Consider the following 17,277-nt stretch of genomic DNA (forward strand, 5'->3'; position numbering starts at 1 on the left):
GTATACGTTTTGAATTAGCTAGAACGTTAGTATTTTTGTTTATATAAAACGTGCATCATTTCACTTATTCTCATGAAAAAACGAGGCTTTGCGCTGCTGGCGCTAACATTTGCGGTAATAACGGTGAACAGGGCACAGGCCCAGTATTATTTGCAGGACATCTATAACACCCAGAAAACCGTGGCCAATATGCAGGTACTGAAGGCCAATAATGTGGCCAGCCAAACCGTGCAAAGCCTGGACGCAAGCCTTAACCGCGATGCGGACTTTATGTGTGTACGCACCATCACGGGCAATTTCCGGAACATGCGTTCTGTTACGAAAAGCCGCGCCACTGGTCTTTCTATCCTTACTTCCACCTTTGGCCCCAAAGGCCTGCTCAACAAAATAGTGGACAGTACTGAGAGCAGCATCAACACCACCCTGTACCGTTACGTAAACGAAACGCTTGTGGGCATCGAAACCCAGTCGCAGGACCGGGACGAGAAGTTCAAAATGACCGAAACCCGCAACTACCAATACGATTCTAGCCTTCGTCCGGTACAGATGGTACGGCGCAAGAACAAATCGGCCGACTCTACCCTGGTGCTGTTCAAGCTGGACACAGCAGGTCGGGTAACGGAGGAGCTGGAAACCGGCAAATACATCCGTGGTCAGCGGTTTTACTACAATTACGACGCACAGGGCCGCCTTACAGATGTATTACGTTATCAGCCATCCAAAAAGCGTATGCTACCCGACTACATTTTTGAGTACGATGCGCAGGGCAGGTTAAAGCAGATGACCACCATCAATGCAACCACTTCCGACTACACCGTTTGGAAGTACACCTATGATGCGAAAGGTTTGCCACAGAAAGAAGAATGTTATGCGAAAGGAAACGAGTTGCTGGGTATGATCAGCTACCGTTACGAGTATGCCAAATAGCTTACAGTAGAGGGGTTCTAACGAACCCTTCTATTTTTTTTGAAAAAAAGTTTGTCAATTCAAAACAATCATTATCTTTGCAATCCCAATGAAAAACAAGCGAAACGGTTTGGAGTAAAAGGGAAAGTTCTTACAGAATAATGCGGAAGTAGCTCATTTGGTAGAGCACGACCTTGCCAAGGTCGGGGTGGCCGGTTCGAGCCCGGTCTTCCGCTCTAAATGGAGAATCCAAACTGAATGTCGGTTTGGATTTTTTGTTTACATTTACTCTGGTACACCCGGGTGGTGGAATTGGTAGACACGCCGGACTTAAAATCCTGTTCTCCGCAAGGGGAGTGACGGTTCGACTCCGTTCCCGGGTACACAGAAATTAAAAGGCTTCCGGAAGGAGGCCTTTTTTTATTTCGTTTGTTCCCTACTTCCTTACATCAACGATTGTTGATAAACTCACCCATTTTTAGGCTTTGCATTCTCTTCTAAGTAAAAAAGTATGCAATCGTATATGAATCTTGGCGGCGACTCCGGCGTATTAGCATTCGAAATTGGCGCAGCGTCTATAAATGTACAGTTTCGTGATGGGTCAATTTATCGCTACGACTATTCAACTCCTGGCATGAGTGAAGTAGAAAAAATGAAGACCTTGGCAATTCATGGTAGCGGACTAAACTCTTTTATAAGTAAATATGTTCGTAAAAGATATGCGGTTAAACTTAGATAGAAGCTGACTTAAGTGGCATTAATAAAAGAGGTAATGCTTAAAAAAGCTTCCATCAAATGGTCAAATAATGCCCCTATCCCGGGTACACAGAAATTACAATAGAAGAAAGCTCATCGAAAGGTGGGCTTTTTTGTTTTACATCAGTTTATTACCATCAGCTATCACAAAGTGAAATAAATACAACAAATTGCCAGCGTTCCGCCTCCCCTACTCCCTTTATTGCTTCACATAATGAAGCGCTACACAACCGGATTTGAAATTTATAGTATCGGCTAACTTAAGATCAAGTTTATCCTGAAGGCTGTTCGCATCCAATAATTGCCGTCCTTTTCCCAAGATCACCGGATGGACAACGAGGTTAAATTCATCGATAAGGCCTGCTGCAATCAGCTCTGGAAGCATACTTACACTGTCAACGGAGATTTTTTCTCCGGGTTGCTGCTTCAGTTTCAGGAGTTCTGCCGCAGGGTTGCCACGAACAATACGCGTTTTTTCGTCTCCTCTGTCCAATGATCGCGACACAACAACTCTGTCGATAGCACTAATCCGTTGGGCAAATCTATTTTCACTGGCTGTGCCAGATTGATCCTTCGCAACATCACTCCAATAGGGAAACATGAGCTGGTACATGACACGGCCAAAAAAGAACAGGTCAACGCCGTCCATCATTTCTGTAAAATAATCATGAAGATCTTCACGAGGACTAAAAAGAGTGTGGTCGCAGTAGCCATCTATACTAATGTTCATGCCGAATGTTACAGTTCTCATTTTTACTGGTTTTTGTTACAACTATAAGCCAAAAATAAGCCATGATGTAAATATTATGAGGGTATTCCGCGACAAAAAAGGGGTCTTTACCGTAAGTGTTATAATATCATCGCGGGTGATTGGCAATTACAGACTCGTATTGCCCGATATACCATCTTCTGAAAAGCCGTGTCAAATGAGGAGTATCACCAAAAGAAACACGCGGGCACTGAAACATCAGATTGACACAGTCAAATTAGCGGATTATCACTATTTTAGTACAAAGCCCCGCTATATATGGAATCTAAAAACACATCTGTACCTACTTTATTTGAATGGGCCGGCGGCATGCCTGCTTTTGAACAGTTATTCAGCAAATTTTATGATAAAGTACTGCAAGATCCATTATTAGAACCAGTGTTCAGGCACATGTCGCCAGAACACCGGCAACATGTAGCACATTTTGTTGCGGAAGTTCTTGGAGGCCCCAAGCTGTATAGTGAAGAAGGTGGCAGCCATTTTAAGATGATCAGTAAACATCTTTCCAAACATTTAACGCAAGAGCATCGTAAACGTTGGATGGAACTTCTGCTGGAAACCGCCGACGAATTGATTCTTCCAGACGATCCGGAGTTTCGTTCGGCTTTTCTGGCCTATCTGGAATGGGGCACGCGTATCGCAGTCATTAACTCACAATTTGATTCGGTGAACGGAGACGAACAGATGCCAATGCCTGAATGGGGCTGGGGCGTACCCGGTGGGCCCTATACCGGTGAGTAACAATAAATAACCCTACAGATTATCAACAGTAATTTCGGCATACCGGAGGCTATTGTATGGCTAACGCTTACTAACAAACGAAACAATTTCAACGCCACTAAACAGACCGACTAAGAAAGGAAAAAATTGTCAATTCCCATCTAAAATATACTCTTTAAACTATCGCGCCCCGTTCAATAAATGTCGTGCACAGATCACCCAAACATAATACAGTATAGGATCTAAAAAGTATTCCCTGAAGACCTTGTGGACAATTTTATCATAGTCATGGATAATGTTATTTCGTGTATGCGATATCCGGATAATTGATCTAAGTTCGAGGTACATTAAAAACTCACCACGTATGAAGAAACCCCTTATCCTATCGATGGCACTGGCGTGCATCGCGATGAGCAATATGTCCTTTGCTCCCTCCAAACCTAAACCTGCAGCAACCGAAGTTGCGGCTAAAAGAGTGCTCGATTTCCCGCGCGACATCAACTGGACGATCGGGTACATGTCAGGCACGCAAATGGTTACTTTAACATGGCCCACCCTGACCTGGCCCGGACTAGGCCCTGTGACGTTCACCTTCATGGGTAGTACACAGTACATTGCACCTACAAGCACCACTTCCATTTATTGGGCTGGCTATACGCTTACCACCGGTGTTACGTACTCACTGTCCATTGGCAGCGTGATCTATTATTTCCAGTTGCCGTCAAGCGGTTCAGGTCCCTGCATTATTACCGGCCATACTTGATCCCGGCATTTCCATTGACTTCAGAAGAAGATTTCCTTACAGATTAAAATCCAGCCAAGAATGAAAAAGACCCTTGCCCTTATGACGGTGCTTGCGTGCCTGGCGGTTAGCAATACGTCCTTTGCTCACGCCAAATCAGCACCGGTTACAACAAAAAGCGCTGCATTTATTGACTTTCCCCGCGGCATCGACTGGCACATCAGTTTTATGGCCGGCAGTGTAGTTACCCTGAGCTGGACGAACTTCAGCCTGCCCGGATTAGGCCCTGTAGCATTTACGTTCCAGGGGAACACGCAGTACTTTAATCCAACAACAGTAACCAACACTTACTGGGTACCGGCCACCCCGCTCACACCTTTTGTAACTTACAACATCAACATCGGCGGTGTGTTATACTATTTTTACATCGACACGATGAACCAGTGCTACATGACTGGCCACACATGATTGTAAAAAAGCAGGCATGGAACGTGAAGTTTATGCCTGCTTTTTAACGCGCACTTACTCCCATTCGTGAAGTTCGCAAAGCAGTTTGCTAACTAAAGCATATAACCAGACAATCAGTCTGGAAGATCACTAAATCCAGCAAATACACCATTAATCCGGTATGCCGGGATTGTGAGCAAAATAAAAAGGCTTCCCTCGCGGAAGCCTTTTATTTTAAAAACTTGAATACTACAGGCAGTTTAAGTTGTAAAAAGGCCCGCGTTTCAATTATCGAATTTACATTTACTGAATAAGCTTCGTTAACACATCTTTCAGCGTTTCTTTGCCGATGTAATCCAGCGAAGCGGCGATTTTACCTTGCCTGTCTACTATAATCACATATGGAATGCTGGAAATGTTAAACATCTGCTGAATTCCCTCACCTTTTCTGAATGCACCGTCGGCCAATACCTGGTTCCATTCCATCGCCTGCTCTGCCATGGCGTTTTGCCATTTGCGCACATCATCATCTACCGAAACACTTACGAATACTACGTCTTTGTCTTTAAAATTCCTGTAATGCTCACGCAACTTCGGAATAAAAGCAATACATGGCGTGCACCACGACGCCCAGAAATCTAGCACCACTACCTTACCTTTCATATCGGCGACATTAAACGCCTTACCATCCGTACCTGTCATTTTCAGGGCCGGAAAAGTTGTACCTGCCGCCGTTTTTCTGAAAGTCTCCATCCTGTACATAAATAATTGACCATTGGGACTGGCTTTTGCGCGGAATGACAATGCCTTTTCCGCCATCGTACAATCTTCCAGCGACGTGAGATAGAAGTAAGCCATCCAGGCCGAAAATTCCAGATCGGGATGTTCCAGTACGTACTCCAACGGTTTCTTCAAACTTTTCTGGTAAGCCTGAAAATGATCATTCATCAAACCGCCTTTCAGTTTGTCTGCCTTAAGGGAATCAAAGCTGCAATTAATCTCGTAATTGACATTTTCCAATAATACCGGTATGCTTTTGGTACTGATCTTCAGTGTCACCCAATCGGGCCGGTCTATTGTGCCGGCATATGTGAATTCGCCGTTTACAATACGTACCTTTTCCGGCATTGGTGGATGCACTGGTGAACCATCCGCACGGTTATTTACTATCACAGATACATACCCGCTGATAATGCCGGTTACCTTTCCTTTGATAATAAATCCATCGCCGGCAAAGCTGCATAGTGGCAGCATCAGCGACAGTAAAAGTTGTATGATGCGTTTCATATTGATTTACAATTTAACCGGTAAGCAAAAAAAAGGCAACAGCACGTAAAATGTGCTGTTGCCGAAGGTTGACCATTAACTATTTAAGTAATTCTTCCAGTTTCTTGATCAGTGCATCGCCGGCCAGATCATTTGCTACTACATTTCCATCAGGATCAATCAATACATTGGATGGAATGGCGCGAACGCCGTACAACGTTGCTACCGGCTCTGCCCAGCCTTTCAGGTTAGAAACGTTCAACCAGTTAAGCTCATTCTTTTTAACCGATTTTTCCCAGCCCTCATGTTTAGTGTCCAACGACACGCCCATGAATAGGAAATTCTTATTCTTAAATTTCTCATTTACTTCCTTCATGTGTGGAACCTGAGCGATGCAGGGAGCGCACCAGCTGGCCCAAAAATCGATGAACACATACTTGCCTTTAAAGTCTGAAAGCTTCACTGTATTACCGGCAAGGTCTTTGATTTCAAAGTCAGGCGCAGGCGCTCCTTTTTTCACCTTTCCAAGTGTTTCCGGGGCCACATCATCGCCCATTTTTACTGAAATTGGCGAAGGATCTATTAAGCCCGGCTTTTTATAACGTTGCATAACTCTTTGCATCTGCGCGTGCTCACCCAGCTTGTCGTATACAGAGTCAATGAATTTTTTATCGTTTAAAAAATAAGCTGTCAGGATATAGCCGCAAACACCAGAATTAGGGTGTGCGGTTATCCACCTTTTTAATGTGTCTTTCATCCTGGCGTCCACAACATTGGCTTGCTCCTTTAACGCGGAAGATACATCCTCATCGCCCACGGCGACGGCGTCATGGTATCTTTTTTCAAGGTCCGCCAGCTTTTTACCATCCCCGCTGAAGGGATCTGTAATAGCACCTACTTCCTGCCATTCCTTCACGTATTTGGCCCCGGAAAATTTAGCCGTCTTAAAATTATCCCCCTTTCCTTTAATATCCATTTTACCATCTTCCAGGTAAAGGACCATACCGGTCTTTTCGATGTTGTTGCCAATCTGCAGAATGTACATGCTGCCACCTTTGCTCATCGGCATGCGCAACTGGAACTTATGATCTTTAATGATGGCAGAGGCCGTGTCGCCCGAATAAGGTTCATACAGCGCCACGATAGAGTCATTGGGCGCCTGCTCCAGCCAGCCAGTGATCACCGCTGCGGGTTCAGGTTTCTGTGTACTGAATTTTGTTTTTTTATCCTGGGCTAAAGCGACCGTGCTGCTCAGGCAGAGTATGCCTACAAATACTTTCTTCATTGTTAATCCATTTTTTATTTACAAGCGTATCGGCCTGTAAGGTGAAAGTGATACAGTTCCTATTTGTTTTCTATTGTTGCTGGTACAGGGTTCGCAATCATATCTTCCAGTATGGAAATTGTTTCCGCCACGTATACGTCTTTTGCGATCTTCTGTAACCAGTCCTTGTTAACTTTGGTTCTTTCCGCATCGTTCCGCAGTAACGGATTAATATTCCTATTTGTGGTGAGCATCACCTGGAGCGTTTTATCAGCAGGCAATTCGCGCAGCGCCTGTATTTTTTTGGTATTATCGTACCATTGCCGGTGTTGTGCTTTAAAGCCTTCCAGGTCCAGCGCAGCCGGCTCCTGCGTAAGTGCTTTCAACCGGCGATTAGCTTCTTCTACACCTGCATACATTGGGTTGGCCGCAATACGCGCCTGGGCTTTCTGAATAACGGCAGCAAAATCAGTGGTAGGTTTTACTGGTATATATGGCAATACATTCACACTGTCATATGACATTACGGAAGGATAATCCGTTTCCATTACAGACTGCCAGTTCATACGGCTTTGCATTATTATATCGGAGCTAACGCCTTTAAGCTGGGTTGAGCTGCCGGAGGTGCGGTAAAACTTCTCTATAGTCAGGCGCATACTGCCATACCGTACGTCTTCGGTACCCCGGGTGGAATCTCCCAATTTACCAAGGTTTACCATTTGCTGGGCGGTACCTTTACCGAAAGTGGTTTTTGTACCTACGATGAGCCCTCTTTTATAATCCTGGATAGCCGCTGCGAAAATTTCCGATGCAGATGCGCTTGACTCGTCTACCATCACCGTTAACGGCCCTGTATAAAATGCCTGGGCATTAGCGGTACCATATCTGTTAAGTGCCGTTTTGCCTCTGAGCCATGATATGGCCGATCCGGGCAAAAAGCTACCACACATTTTAACAACCTCGTTCAGCGCCCCCCCGCCATTGCTGCGGAGGTCAAGGATAATGCCTTCTACTTCTTCGTCTCTCAACTTAGTCAGTTCACGGGATATATCAGCAGCAGATCCTTCCATGGGATTGCCGGTTTCGTCGAAGTAAAAATCGTTCAGCCTGATAAAGCCGAAACGTTTACCATTCTTCTCGATTACCGCACTTTTCGCTTTATTTTCCGTGTCAATGATCTCATCCCTTCTCACCACTGCGGTTCTGGCCTGCTCGCCCGCCTGTTGCAGCTGCATTTTTACAGAAGTACCTTTCTCGCCGCGAATCATATTCACTACCGCGATATTAGGCATACCGCTTATCGACATCATTTCACCCTGGGCATTTGAAATGGATAAGATGTGGTCACTCTCTTTTACGACGCCGCTCATATAGGCAGGACCTCCAGGCAACAGGCGCCTCACATAGTATTCGCCTTCCTTATTCTCCAGTTCTATACCCAGCCCGAAGTAGCGCTTATTGATCATCTCGTTGAACGTACGATCTTTAGGACCGGTGAACATCGTATGTGCGTCAAACTCCATGGCCACTACGTTCATAAACAGGTCGAATTTTTCATCAGCCGTACGTTTGGACTGCGCATCGTGAAAGATATCATCGTAATATTTTTTCACCTTAGCGCGTGCCTTAACTTCGGTTTCCCTGTTGAAGGACTTTGCCAGTGCATCACTGTCGGCAGCGATGGAAATCTCCATGTAATTGCGAAGCACGTAATACTTCAGCAGTTTGCGCCACAATTCTTTTCTTGCTGCTTTGTCAACTGAAAACGCTTCCTCTTTACGAATGTGCTTTACCGTTTCCTTTTTATCGAAGGAGAATGGGTGGGCGATCAACTCTTTATAATCCACCTCCGCCTCCATAAGACGTTTGCGATAGACATTCCAGGCGGCTTCAAAGAAATCGGGCTTACCAGCGCGCAACTGATCGTCGATCTGCGTTTTATAGGCTGCCAGCATGTCCACATCTTCCTGTAACAGGATGTCACTATTGGGATCGAGTGTAGACAGAAAACGTTTCCACACGTTTGCCGAGAATGTATCATCAACCGGCTTTGGATATAAATGTTTTTGCTCTATCCTGTCCATCATGGAACTGATCACGGCACCGCGATAGGCAGGCACTGCTTTCGGATCTTCGGGCGACTGCGCGGCGGCATAAAACCCTGCCGACAGGGCATACGCGGTCATTAAGAGATATTTACCTCTTTTAAGCTTATTCATATGCAAAGAATTAAATCGAAATAATCAGTGTGTATTCAACAGGCGAAAAAAGTTAAAAAAAGGGTGAAGGTGATGGCGGAAAAATGATGAACGGAAATTAAGGCCGCTCACCAATTGCCTGCAGGTCCACACCAAATCCTGTCTGGAAATAGTTGAGCACTATGTTATATTTCTTCCTGATCAGTCCTTTGGTATCCACTGCAGGACGCAGGATGCCCGCTTCGAGTTGCGCCTTGCTCTGGCTGGTAATAACTTCTATATAACTCAGGAAATCGCTGGCCAGGTTTAAGTCATTGCCGTGCGGATCCAGTACGCCCAAACTATACTTGTTAGCGGCATTAACAGAGCCGTAGAGCGCGGGTGCCAGTGCGGCAAATTCTGCGGGCACTTTCACTAAATCTACCCGGTAAGCTCTTTCATTATAATAGCGATGCATATAGCCCCGCAGCAGTTTAAGTTCTGCAGGTGTTTTTTGGGCCAGTGCACTATCTGCCCACCCTATGGCCAGCATACTGATTGTGCTGGCAAATCCTTTCGGATTTCTGTTTGTTCCCGAGCCAAGGTAAGCGGCCAGCAAAATCTTAAAAGGCATTGTTTTTTGCAGGAAACTTTCGGGATATACATTCAGTAATTCCGTATGCAGGAAACGCAGCGCCGCACTGATATACAACGGGTTCGCCACAAACGCGCTGTCTGTTTTCAGCTCGATGTAGTTATAGACGTAGTCCTGCTGAGTGAACTTGTACAAAATATAAGTTTGGTACTTGTTATAGCAGGCCATTATGGAATCGTCATAGCTGTTATTTCCCTGCGGAAGGGTATATAACTTGCCGAAGTCTGATGGCGTAAGCGCTGCTTCCTTGTTACAGGACAGCATCACCACCGATATGATCATCAAAAAATATAGTCTCATAAAACGCTTTTAAATGTGATGGTTATTTCGGTGAACGCTCGCCTGTGAGTTGCGGTATTTGTGTTAGCCTGGGATTACGCTCCATTACTTCCTGCGGGATCGGGATCACATATTGCAAGTCTCTTTTCTCCAGTACGTACTGCAGGGTTGTAAGCTCGTCGGGCCGGTACACGTGTGTAATAGCAGGCATCCCATATCTGCGCAGGTCGAACCACCGATGCATTTCCTCAAGGTATAATTCCCGCCGGCGTTCCTCCCGGCATTGCTGCAAAAGCTGATCGGCAGGCATCATTGTCCAGTCCTGATAGGCACTGCGTTCTATCCTGTTGGCTCGGAGGGTATTGAGGCTCTTCAGCGCCTGGGCGGCTGCATTTGCGTCTCCGTTTTTTTTATACAACTGAATATATGCTTCAGCCCTGTTGAGGTAGGCTTCTGAACTTCTCCATGAATTGAGGTAGTCCATTTTTGAAGTCACGTAAGAAGGCAGATCCTTCTGTTGCGTAAAATCGGGTGCAAACAGAAATTTAAATTCAGGAGGATTCACATAGAAACCTGTAAGGCTTCGCAGATCTGTCGGGTCAAATGTATTTGCAAGGCTGTGCGAGATGTCATAAGCCTCGGCAAACGGAGATATTGTTTTCTCCAGGTAAGAACCATAACACCAGATACTTTCTACGTTAGACGGCCCTACCAGCGGCTTCTCTTCAGGATTCGGAAAACCACCCCAGGTATTAAGGTCCATCAGCTGAGGAGAGGCTGCCAACACTTTGTCTGCATGAAAAATGGCCTTTTCCCAGTTTTCAGTATAAAGCGCCACGCGGCTAGCCAGCAGGTGAGCAGCTACATGCGAGATTACTGTCTTTTTCTCAACGATTTTATATTTATCGAGCAACAAAACTGCTGTATCCAGGTCTTTTCCAATCTGATCGTATACCTCTTTCACCGAATTTCTGGTCAGCAATGCCTCAGAAAGGTTAGCAGATGTCCTGATGGGAATGCCTGGTATTTTATCTGGCGTGGTAGTAGAATCGTTGTAAGGACGGGCATAGAAGTTTACGAGCATAAAATGGTAGAACGCCCGTAATGTAAGCGCCTGTCCCTTCAGCCGGTCCTTTTCCTCCCGGGGGCCTTCTGCATCATCAATAAATTGCAATACCACATTGGCGCCAAGCAGTAACTCGTAGTAGTTGGCCCAGGTATTAAAACTCGCTCCGAAGCCATCGGCCGGGGCACGGGTCGACATATTCGGCTGCCATTGGTAAATACTGGATGGCTGGCGCTCCAGGCCACTACCTGCTAACGTAGGGCCGCTATAACTTTCCACATCATCATCCAGGAAAATAGCCCAGGCCTGCAATGTTTCCAGGCGACCGGGATAACCATCGGACTGCAATATTTCACCATAATGGGCAGTCGTTTTAGGTTTTACATCTGATTGTGAGTATTCACTCAGAAACTTTTTGCAGGATGCCAGACCACATACCCCCAAAACTATTAAAATCAATTTCTTCATATAGAATGATTGAAAAGAGTATTATTAAAATCCTGCCGTTATGCTTAACACATATTGCCGGGTAATGGGCAAAGCGGTTGTTCCTACCCCGTCGATTTCTGGATCTTGTCCTTTCAGCCTGCTGTTGGCAATGACGAAAGGATTATTGACGGTAAATCCCGCCACCAGGTTTTTAATTCCACTACCCATAAGCCTTTTACCGGGCACGTTGTACCCCAGGTTGATATAATTGCAACGGAGATAGTTGTTTTTAACGGCGAAGTAGTCAGAACTGGCATAGGCCGTCATCGGGTTCACCGTGATATCATAACTATACCCATAGACCGTTTCCCCTGCGTAATAAGGGATCTGGAGATATTCGGACATTGGTACCCGATCGATAAGAACCGGGGTATTCGTGTGTGCTTCATCCCCTGGTTTCCGCCACCTGTCGAGGTATGCCTTGCCTACGTTGGCAAAGGGCGCCGGGACATTATTAGTGGAGTTGGTCTGAACAAATGGTGTATTAAGGCGTTTGGTGCTGCCGAGGCTGACATAAACCAGCATGTTGACGGTAAACGATTTATACCGGAAGGTTGGTATCATTGTTACGCTGGCTTTCGGCTGCCGCTGACCGGAATAAACCAGGAATTCGTTAGGATCCGTCGTTTTAGTAGCACGGTCCAATTTATCGAACATTGGCAGGCCACTGTTATGGTTCAATCCTTTAAAGACATAAGAATAGAAACCGCTCACAGGTCTTCCGGCCAGGCTTCCCGCGCCAGTAAATAAGGAATAGTAATCATCACTCACATTATTTTCATCCTTCCTGTTGAGGTTCCGACTGGTATTCAGCGTGACGCTCAAGGTAGTAGTTCTCTTCCTGATCAGATCCATGTTAAGCATCGCTTCCACTCCTTTGTTATAGAGTTCAGAGCCGTTCCTGTACATCATATTCTGCCCGTACTCATAGGGAATCTTTACATTCTCCAGTACATCCACCGATTTTTTATCATAGTATTCAAATCCCAGTCTTACTCTGTTGTTAAAAAAAGCGAGGGTGGTACCCACGTTCAGCTGGTAGGTTTTCTCCCACCTGAGATCGGGATATGGAAGCGATTTGATACGCAGGAGCGGCACCACGGATATTGAAGTGGCATTACCCTGTTCCTCGTAAGTAGCCACCAGGTCGGGGCCCACGTCTTCTACGAGGTTGCCCTGTGTACCCCATGAAACTCTTACCTGCATACCACTCAATGGCCCGTTGGTAGGGAACCATTTTTCGGCCTCCGTATTCCAACGGCCGGATATTACGTAGTTAGGCAGGAATTTAGATTTAGAATACTGCCCGAAGCGGTTAGATCCATCCGACCTTATTGTACCACTGAGCACGTAACGGTTCATCAGGCTATAAGCGGCCGTAGCGTAATAAGATACCGTGTTATTTAATTCTTCCAGGAGCCTGGTTTTGCTTAGTTCGCGGCGGGAGAGGTCTGTTGCATAAAAAACCTTTCCACGCTCAGGGAAGTATCCTGGTTGTATGGAGAGGAAACTCTCAGAAAAATGACTTTGTATTTCATTACCAAGGGTAAAGTTCAGTTGGTCACGATCTTTAAAAAGCGATCTTGAATAATCCAGACTGTTACGCGTGCTCCAGGTCCTGTTGCTTTGCGTGGTCATCTGGGCAATACCGCCGGCAGGCAACTTCGAAACTTGAAATTGAAAAGGCGTTGGCGTGTCGCCATAAGCCCAGCTTCTTATCTGGCTCATAGCCGTTGTTTGCTCATCGGCCGCCGTAAACCCATTCATATTATCGTATATGATGCTGGATAAATTTCTGAAATACCACCCTTTCCCGATCTTATAGTCCAGCGAAACGTTTAAGGTGGTAGAACGTTGAGCGGCATTATTTTCAGAATGCGCGATCTCGTTGTTCATATTGAAATAATACAGGTTGGGGTACTGCGTAAGATCTGCGGTACTGGTTCCCAAAGCCGCCTGCCTGCCAATCGGGTACATTTGATCGGCATCTATCGTTCTGGTGGTCTGCAATGCATAGGTAAGCGGGTTTACAGTTCCATAATAGCCGGTCGTGTTGAGTACATTACTGGCAAGGCTAACATCCAGGGTTATTCTTTTACCCACTTCGGTGCGTATATTCAGGTTGGCGCCGTACTTTTTATTACCGTCCAGTTTTGCGGCACCATTATTAGCGCCGTAGTTCGCAGACAAATAATAAGTTGTTTTTCCTATGCCCCCGCTCATACTCAATGAATGTTGCGTGCTGATCTGGTTACGAAATAATTCACCGAACCAATCGGTATTTTTTGTCTCCAGTTCGCCTACTTTCTGATAAAACTCGTCTTCTGTAATTCTTCTGCCATACATTGCTCTTAGCAGGCCGGCGTAAGAATACTCTTCGTCAAAACCACTGGTGGTGGCTAAAAAAAGTACATTATCGTCGATCAGTTGCTTCGTCAGCAATATTCTTTCTTTAGAGTTCATCAGTTCCAGATTACGATAGCTGGGTCTCGACTGGAATGATGCGTTGGCATTGTAAGTAATTTGCGTATTACCGGCCTTTCCACGTTTGGTGGTTACCACGATCACTCCATTGGCGGCACGCGTACCATAAATAGCAGTGGCGGCTGCATCGCGCAGGAAGTTCACGCTTTCAATATCGAAGGGATTAAGACCGCTGAAGGCATTGCCCAGCATGTCGAAGTTGGATGAAGCTGCGTCGTTCATAATATTGGTGAGCTGCGCAGGATTGATCTTTGCAGGATCGGGGCGGATCATACCGTCTATCACAAGCAGCGGCGCAGCATTCCCCATGATGGTGGAGGTACCGCGGATGCGCATGGTGGGTTTGGCATTAGCCCCGCCCGAAGTGTTGAGGATCATCAGACCGGGCACTTTGCCCTGCAGCATCCTGTCGATGGAAGGTGCGCCGGGTTGTAATATTTCAGCGGCCGTGAGTTTCAGGTAAGAGCCAGTTGATAACCGGGGATCGATTTTCTGGTACCCGTTCACCACGACTTCCTGTATGTCGCTTACCTGCGGGTCCATTTTAATTTGCAGTAACGAATTGTTGGTGGTCAGCGCTTTGTACGCGTAGGTTTTCATGCCGATCAGGGAAAAGCTCACCGTTTCTTTTTCATTTACCATTAACATGAATAGTCCGTCCGCGCCGGTAGTGGTCATCTCCTGCGACTCCAGCCCGCGGATGCTTACACCCGCGAGCGGATCGCCCTTTTCATCGGCAACACGGCCGCGCACTACCACTGTTAACTTACTACCGGGAGCAATGGTCTCCTCCTTCTTTTCATAAATAAGAATACCACCCATCTCCTCGGCAAACTGCAAGCCCGTGTTAGATAACAGTTGTTGCAGAAACTCGCGGAGCGTAACTTCTGTAACGTTGATGGTAACCGGCTGCTGACGGCCGACTAACTCACTGTTGTAAGTAAACCGCACCTTCGTCTGACTACGCACCTGTTTCAGCACATTACTTATAGACGCCTTATTAGCCCTGAAGGTGATTTTCTGGGAAAGCACTCCTCCGTTTTGCCCGAAACCGTTGCCTGCAGCCAGCAAAAAGCCGAGCAGCAATACAAATCTTAATAACGGGGCATGGAACATCCTGTCTTTCCGCAGAAAGATTAAACCCATACGTTTCATCATATACGAATGCTGATTTTTAGTAGTTACTCGTGCAAATTTTGGTTGAGAGTTTCCTCTGTTTATTATTGATTCTTCCCGCCGGACAGCTTACTGATCTGTACCGTTTTGTTATGCACACTAAAGCTGATATTGCCTAAGCCTTTTTGAATAAGTTCCAGCGCATCCTGCAGGTCTGCGGGCCGGCGCAAATCCAGCGTAAGTTTTAGCGATTTCAGTGATGTATCTGTAAATTCGATATTATAATCATAGTTGCGGGCCAGGTAGCGGCTGATATCCAGCAGCGTGGCGTCTTCAAAAAAGAGGTCGCCGTCTTTCCAGGCCGTGTAAATATGCGTGTCTACTGTTTGTTTACCCAGCAGTCCGCCACTATAACTGGTTTGTTCACCGGGATTGAGCAACTGCTGTTGTTCATCTGCTGCCACCAGCAGACGTCCTGAAGTGAGTGTTGTAGTAATAGCTTCCTCAAATGTGTTTACATTGAAAGAGGTGCCTAATACTTTGAGGGCATTATTGCCTGCGTGTACAATGAACGGTCGCGAAGCATTGGCTGTTACGTCAAAAAACGCCTCCCCTTCTACGTATACCTCGCGGGTTTTGCCTGCAAAAACCGCCGGGTAACTCAGTCGCGTATCGGAGTTGAGCCATACCTGCGTTCCATCCGCCAGTTTCAGGCTAAACTGAAGGCCCCTTGGCACATCCAGCGTATCCATCGTAACTACCGGCCCATCGGCTTTGCCGCCCGCATAGGCCAGCGATGTGCTGCCAGCCTGAATCGTGGCCTCGTTGCCATGCTGTATCGTTTGTGACGCTCCGCCTAAAGTGATACTGCGGCCATCGCCCAGTTTCAGCTTTACTTTGCCCGAAGGCCTCGCGTTGGCGAGTTGCACCGGTTGTGTACCTTGTTTCGCAGGCTGCATCATCCAGATGCCCGCACCAATGGCCACTGCTACAACTGCCGCAGCAGCCAGCTTAGTCATCCGCACCACACGTCCTTTTCTCCTTTGTGCATCAAATCGCTGCCAACCGTCTTCTACAGAAACGCCCGGCTGGGCCATGCGAGCTTTCATTTCCCGCGCAGCGGCCACTATACGTAACTCTTCTTCTGTTAAATCCGCAAGGGGCCTTTGCCCGTCTAGCAGATCTGTCAGCTTATCCCAATCAATATTTTTATCGTCGTTATTCTCAAGCATAAAAAAAACAAATTAGGGGAGCTAACAATTTGATCATCCAACCACATTCGCTGCGCAAAAACTGCAGAGCAAGTTTGATTTGCGTTTTCACGGTGTTGATGGAAATACCCAGGTTGGCGGCGATATCTTTATAGCGGAGGCCTTCCTGGCTGCTCATCAAAAAGATCTTACGACGCTGCTCCGGCAACCTGGAAACGGCTGCCCATAGTGCGGCGTTGCGCGAATCCTGTTCGTCTCCTTCCTCCTGCGGAAAATATCCGGTCAGCTTTTCAATTACCGTCAGTTCTTCCAGCTGTACCTTCCCAGACTTCTCGAGGTAACTGAGCGAAGCATTCTTCACGGCACGTACGGCATAACTTTTAAAATCGTGTGTAATATTGATATCATTTCGCTTATTCCAGCAGTACAGGAAAAAGTCCTGCACGATGTCGCGCGCAGCGTTATTATCCTCCACGATATAAAATGCCACCGTGCACAATAACATATAATGAACCCTGAATTGTTCCTCAAAGGAAACAACCTCACTTGATCTTGGTTGATGCATAAGTGCCTTTGTGCTGTGTTTCTCAGCTGTACAAAGTATGAAATATTCCGGATTTATTACGTTCATCGGCTATCCGCTGGCTATGCACATGAGTGCTGACAATTACCTGATAATTTTCTACATATTATTCCACATGACAATCCGTCGTTCTACCTGGTTGTTAAACAACAGGCGGAAAAAGGTGAAAAAAGGGTGAAGGGGAATGGGTGTTTTTTTCAAAAAAATCTACTTTTTTTCTCAAACTAACTATGGACAAGGGTTTTTAATGATCACACCAACGTCGGAATAGGGCAGAAATGGCTTTAAACGCATATATGCCCAAAAAAGGGCCGACCATTGCTTCCTGGTCAGCCCCAAACCTATTT

The 17,277-nt window shown here is 46.3% G+C and carries 13 protein-coding genes and 2 tRNA genes; 6 read left to right on the forward strand and 9 right to left on the reverse strand.

What is annotated here, in order from left to right:
- Positions 1-72: 72 nt before the first annotated feature.
- From QZT80_RS02875 to QZT80_RS02885, 3 genes are all read left to right on the forward strand, one after another.
- A complete protein-coding gene (locus QZT80_RS02875) occupies positions 73-927 on the forward strand; it encodes a hypothetical protein (RefSeq protein WP_295117382.1) in 855 nt (284 codons plus the stop codon).
- 142 nt (positions 928-1,069) lie between these two features.
- Positions 1,070-1,142 (forward strand) — tRNA-Gly (locus tag QZT80_RS02880).
- 61 nt (positions 1,143-1,203) lie between these two features.
- A tRNA-Leu gene (locus tag QZT80_RS02885) sits at positions 1,204-1,289 on the forward strand.
- Positions 1,290-1,861: 572 nt separating this feature from the next.
- Here QZT80_RS02885 and QZT80_RS02890 read toward each other — a convergent pair.
- Positions 1,862-2,413, reverse strand: a complete 552-nt coding sequence (locus QZT80_RS02890) for a dihydrofolate reductase family protein (RefSeq protein ID WP_295117384.1) — start codon at positions 2,411-2,413, stop codon at positions 1,862-1,864.
- A gap of 276 nt (positions 2,414-2,689) precedes the next feature.
- Between QZT80_RS02890 and QZT80_RS02895 the strand changes: the two genes are divergently transcribed.
- The 3 genes from QZT80_RS02895 (at position 2,690) to QZT80_RS02905 (ending at position 4,361) form a co-directional block, all read left to right on the forward strand.
- Positions 2,690-3,172 (forward strand): group II truncated hemoglobin, encoded by a 483-nt coding sequence (locus QZT80_RS02895; protein WP_295117386.1) that lies wholly within the window; start codon positions 2,690-2,692, stop codon positions 3,170-3,172.
- 343 nt (positions 3,173-3,515) lie between these two features.
- Entirely contained in the window at positions 3,516-3,914 is a 399-nt protein-coding gene (locus QZT80_RS02900; RefSeq protein ID WP_295117388.1) for a hypothetical protein, read from the forward strand.
- A gap of 60 nt (positions 3,915-3,974) precedes the next feature.
- Positions 3,975-4,361: a hypothetical protein gene (locus QZT80_RS02905; RefSeq protein WP_295117389.1), complete on the forward strand. Its 387-nt coding sequence runs from the start codon at positions 3,975-3,977 to the stop codon at positions 4,359-4,361.
- Positions 4,362-4,643: 282 nt separating this feature from the next.
- On the opposite strand, the gene QZT80_RS02910 is transcribed toward QZT80_RS02905, so the two are convergent.
- From QZT80_RS02910 to QZT80_RS02945, 8 genes are all read right to left on the reverse strand, one after another.
- Complete coding sequence (locus QZT80_RS02910; protein ID WP_295117391.1) at positions 4,644-5,627, reverse strand: TlpA disulfide reductase family protein; 984 nt, start codon at positions 5,625-5,627, stop codon at positions 4,644-4,646.
- Between the two features lie 79 nt (positions 5,628-5,706).
- The gene (locus QZT80_RS02915) at positions 5,707-6,891 is read right to left on the reverse strand and encodes a TlpA disulfide reductase family protein (protein ID WP_295117392.1); all 1,185 of its coding nucleotides are present in this window, start codon (positions 6,889-6,891) and stop codon (positions 5,707-5,709) included.
- 59 nt (positions 6,892-6,950) lie between these two features.
- Positions 6,951-9,089, reverse strand: a complete 2,139-nt coding sequence (locus QZT80_RS02920) for a carboxy terminal-processing peptidase (protein WP_295117395.1) — start codon at positions 9,087-9,089, stop codon at positions 6,951-6,953.
- A gap of 97 nt (positions 9,090-9,186) precedes the next feature.
- Positions 9,187-10,002 (reverse strand): hypothetical protein, encoded by an 816-nt coding sequence (locus tag QZT80_RS02925; protein ID WP_295117398.1) that lies wholly within the window; start codon positions 10,000-10,002, stop codon positions 9,187-9,189.
- A gap of 22 nt (positions 10,003-10,024) precedes the next feature.
- The gene (locus tag QZT80_RS02930; RefSeq protein ID WP_295117400.1) at positions 10,025-11,515 is read right to left on the reverse strand and encodes a RagB/SusD family nutrient uptake outer membrane protein; all 1,491 of its coding nucleotides are present in this window, start codon (positions 11,513-11,515) and stop codon (positions 10,025-10,027) included.
- 24 nt (positions 11,516-11,539) lie between these two features.
- Entirely contained in the window at positions 11,540-15,178 is a 3,639-nt protein-coding gene (locus QZT80_RS02935; RefSeq protein WP_295117403.1) for a SusC/RagA family TonB-linked outer membrane protein, read from the reverse strand.
- Between the two features lie 62 nt (positions 15,179-15,240).
- Positions 15,241-16,368: a FecR family protein gene (locus tag QZT80_RS02940; protein ID WP_295117406.1), complete on the reverse strand. Its 1,128-nt coding sequence runs from the start codon at positions 16,366-16,368 to the stop codon at positions 15,241-15,243.
- Positions 16,361-16,978, reverse strand: coding sequence for an RNA polymerase sigma-70 factor (locus QZT80_RS02945; RefSeq protein ID WP_367112846.1), 618 nt, complete (start codon positions 16,976-16,978; stop codon positions 16,361-16,363). Before QZT80_RS02945 ends, QZT80_RS02940 begins: the two co-directional genes overlap by 8 nt.
- Between the last annotated feature and the right edge of the window lie 299 nt (positions 16,979-17,277).

This window comes from uncultured Chitinophaga sp. (genome assembly GCF_902168175.1).
Classification (GTDB): domain Bacteria; phylum Bacteroidota; class Bacteroidia; order Chitinophagales; family Chitinophagaceae; genus Chitinophaga.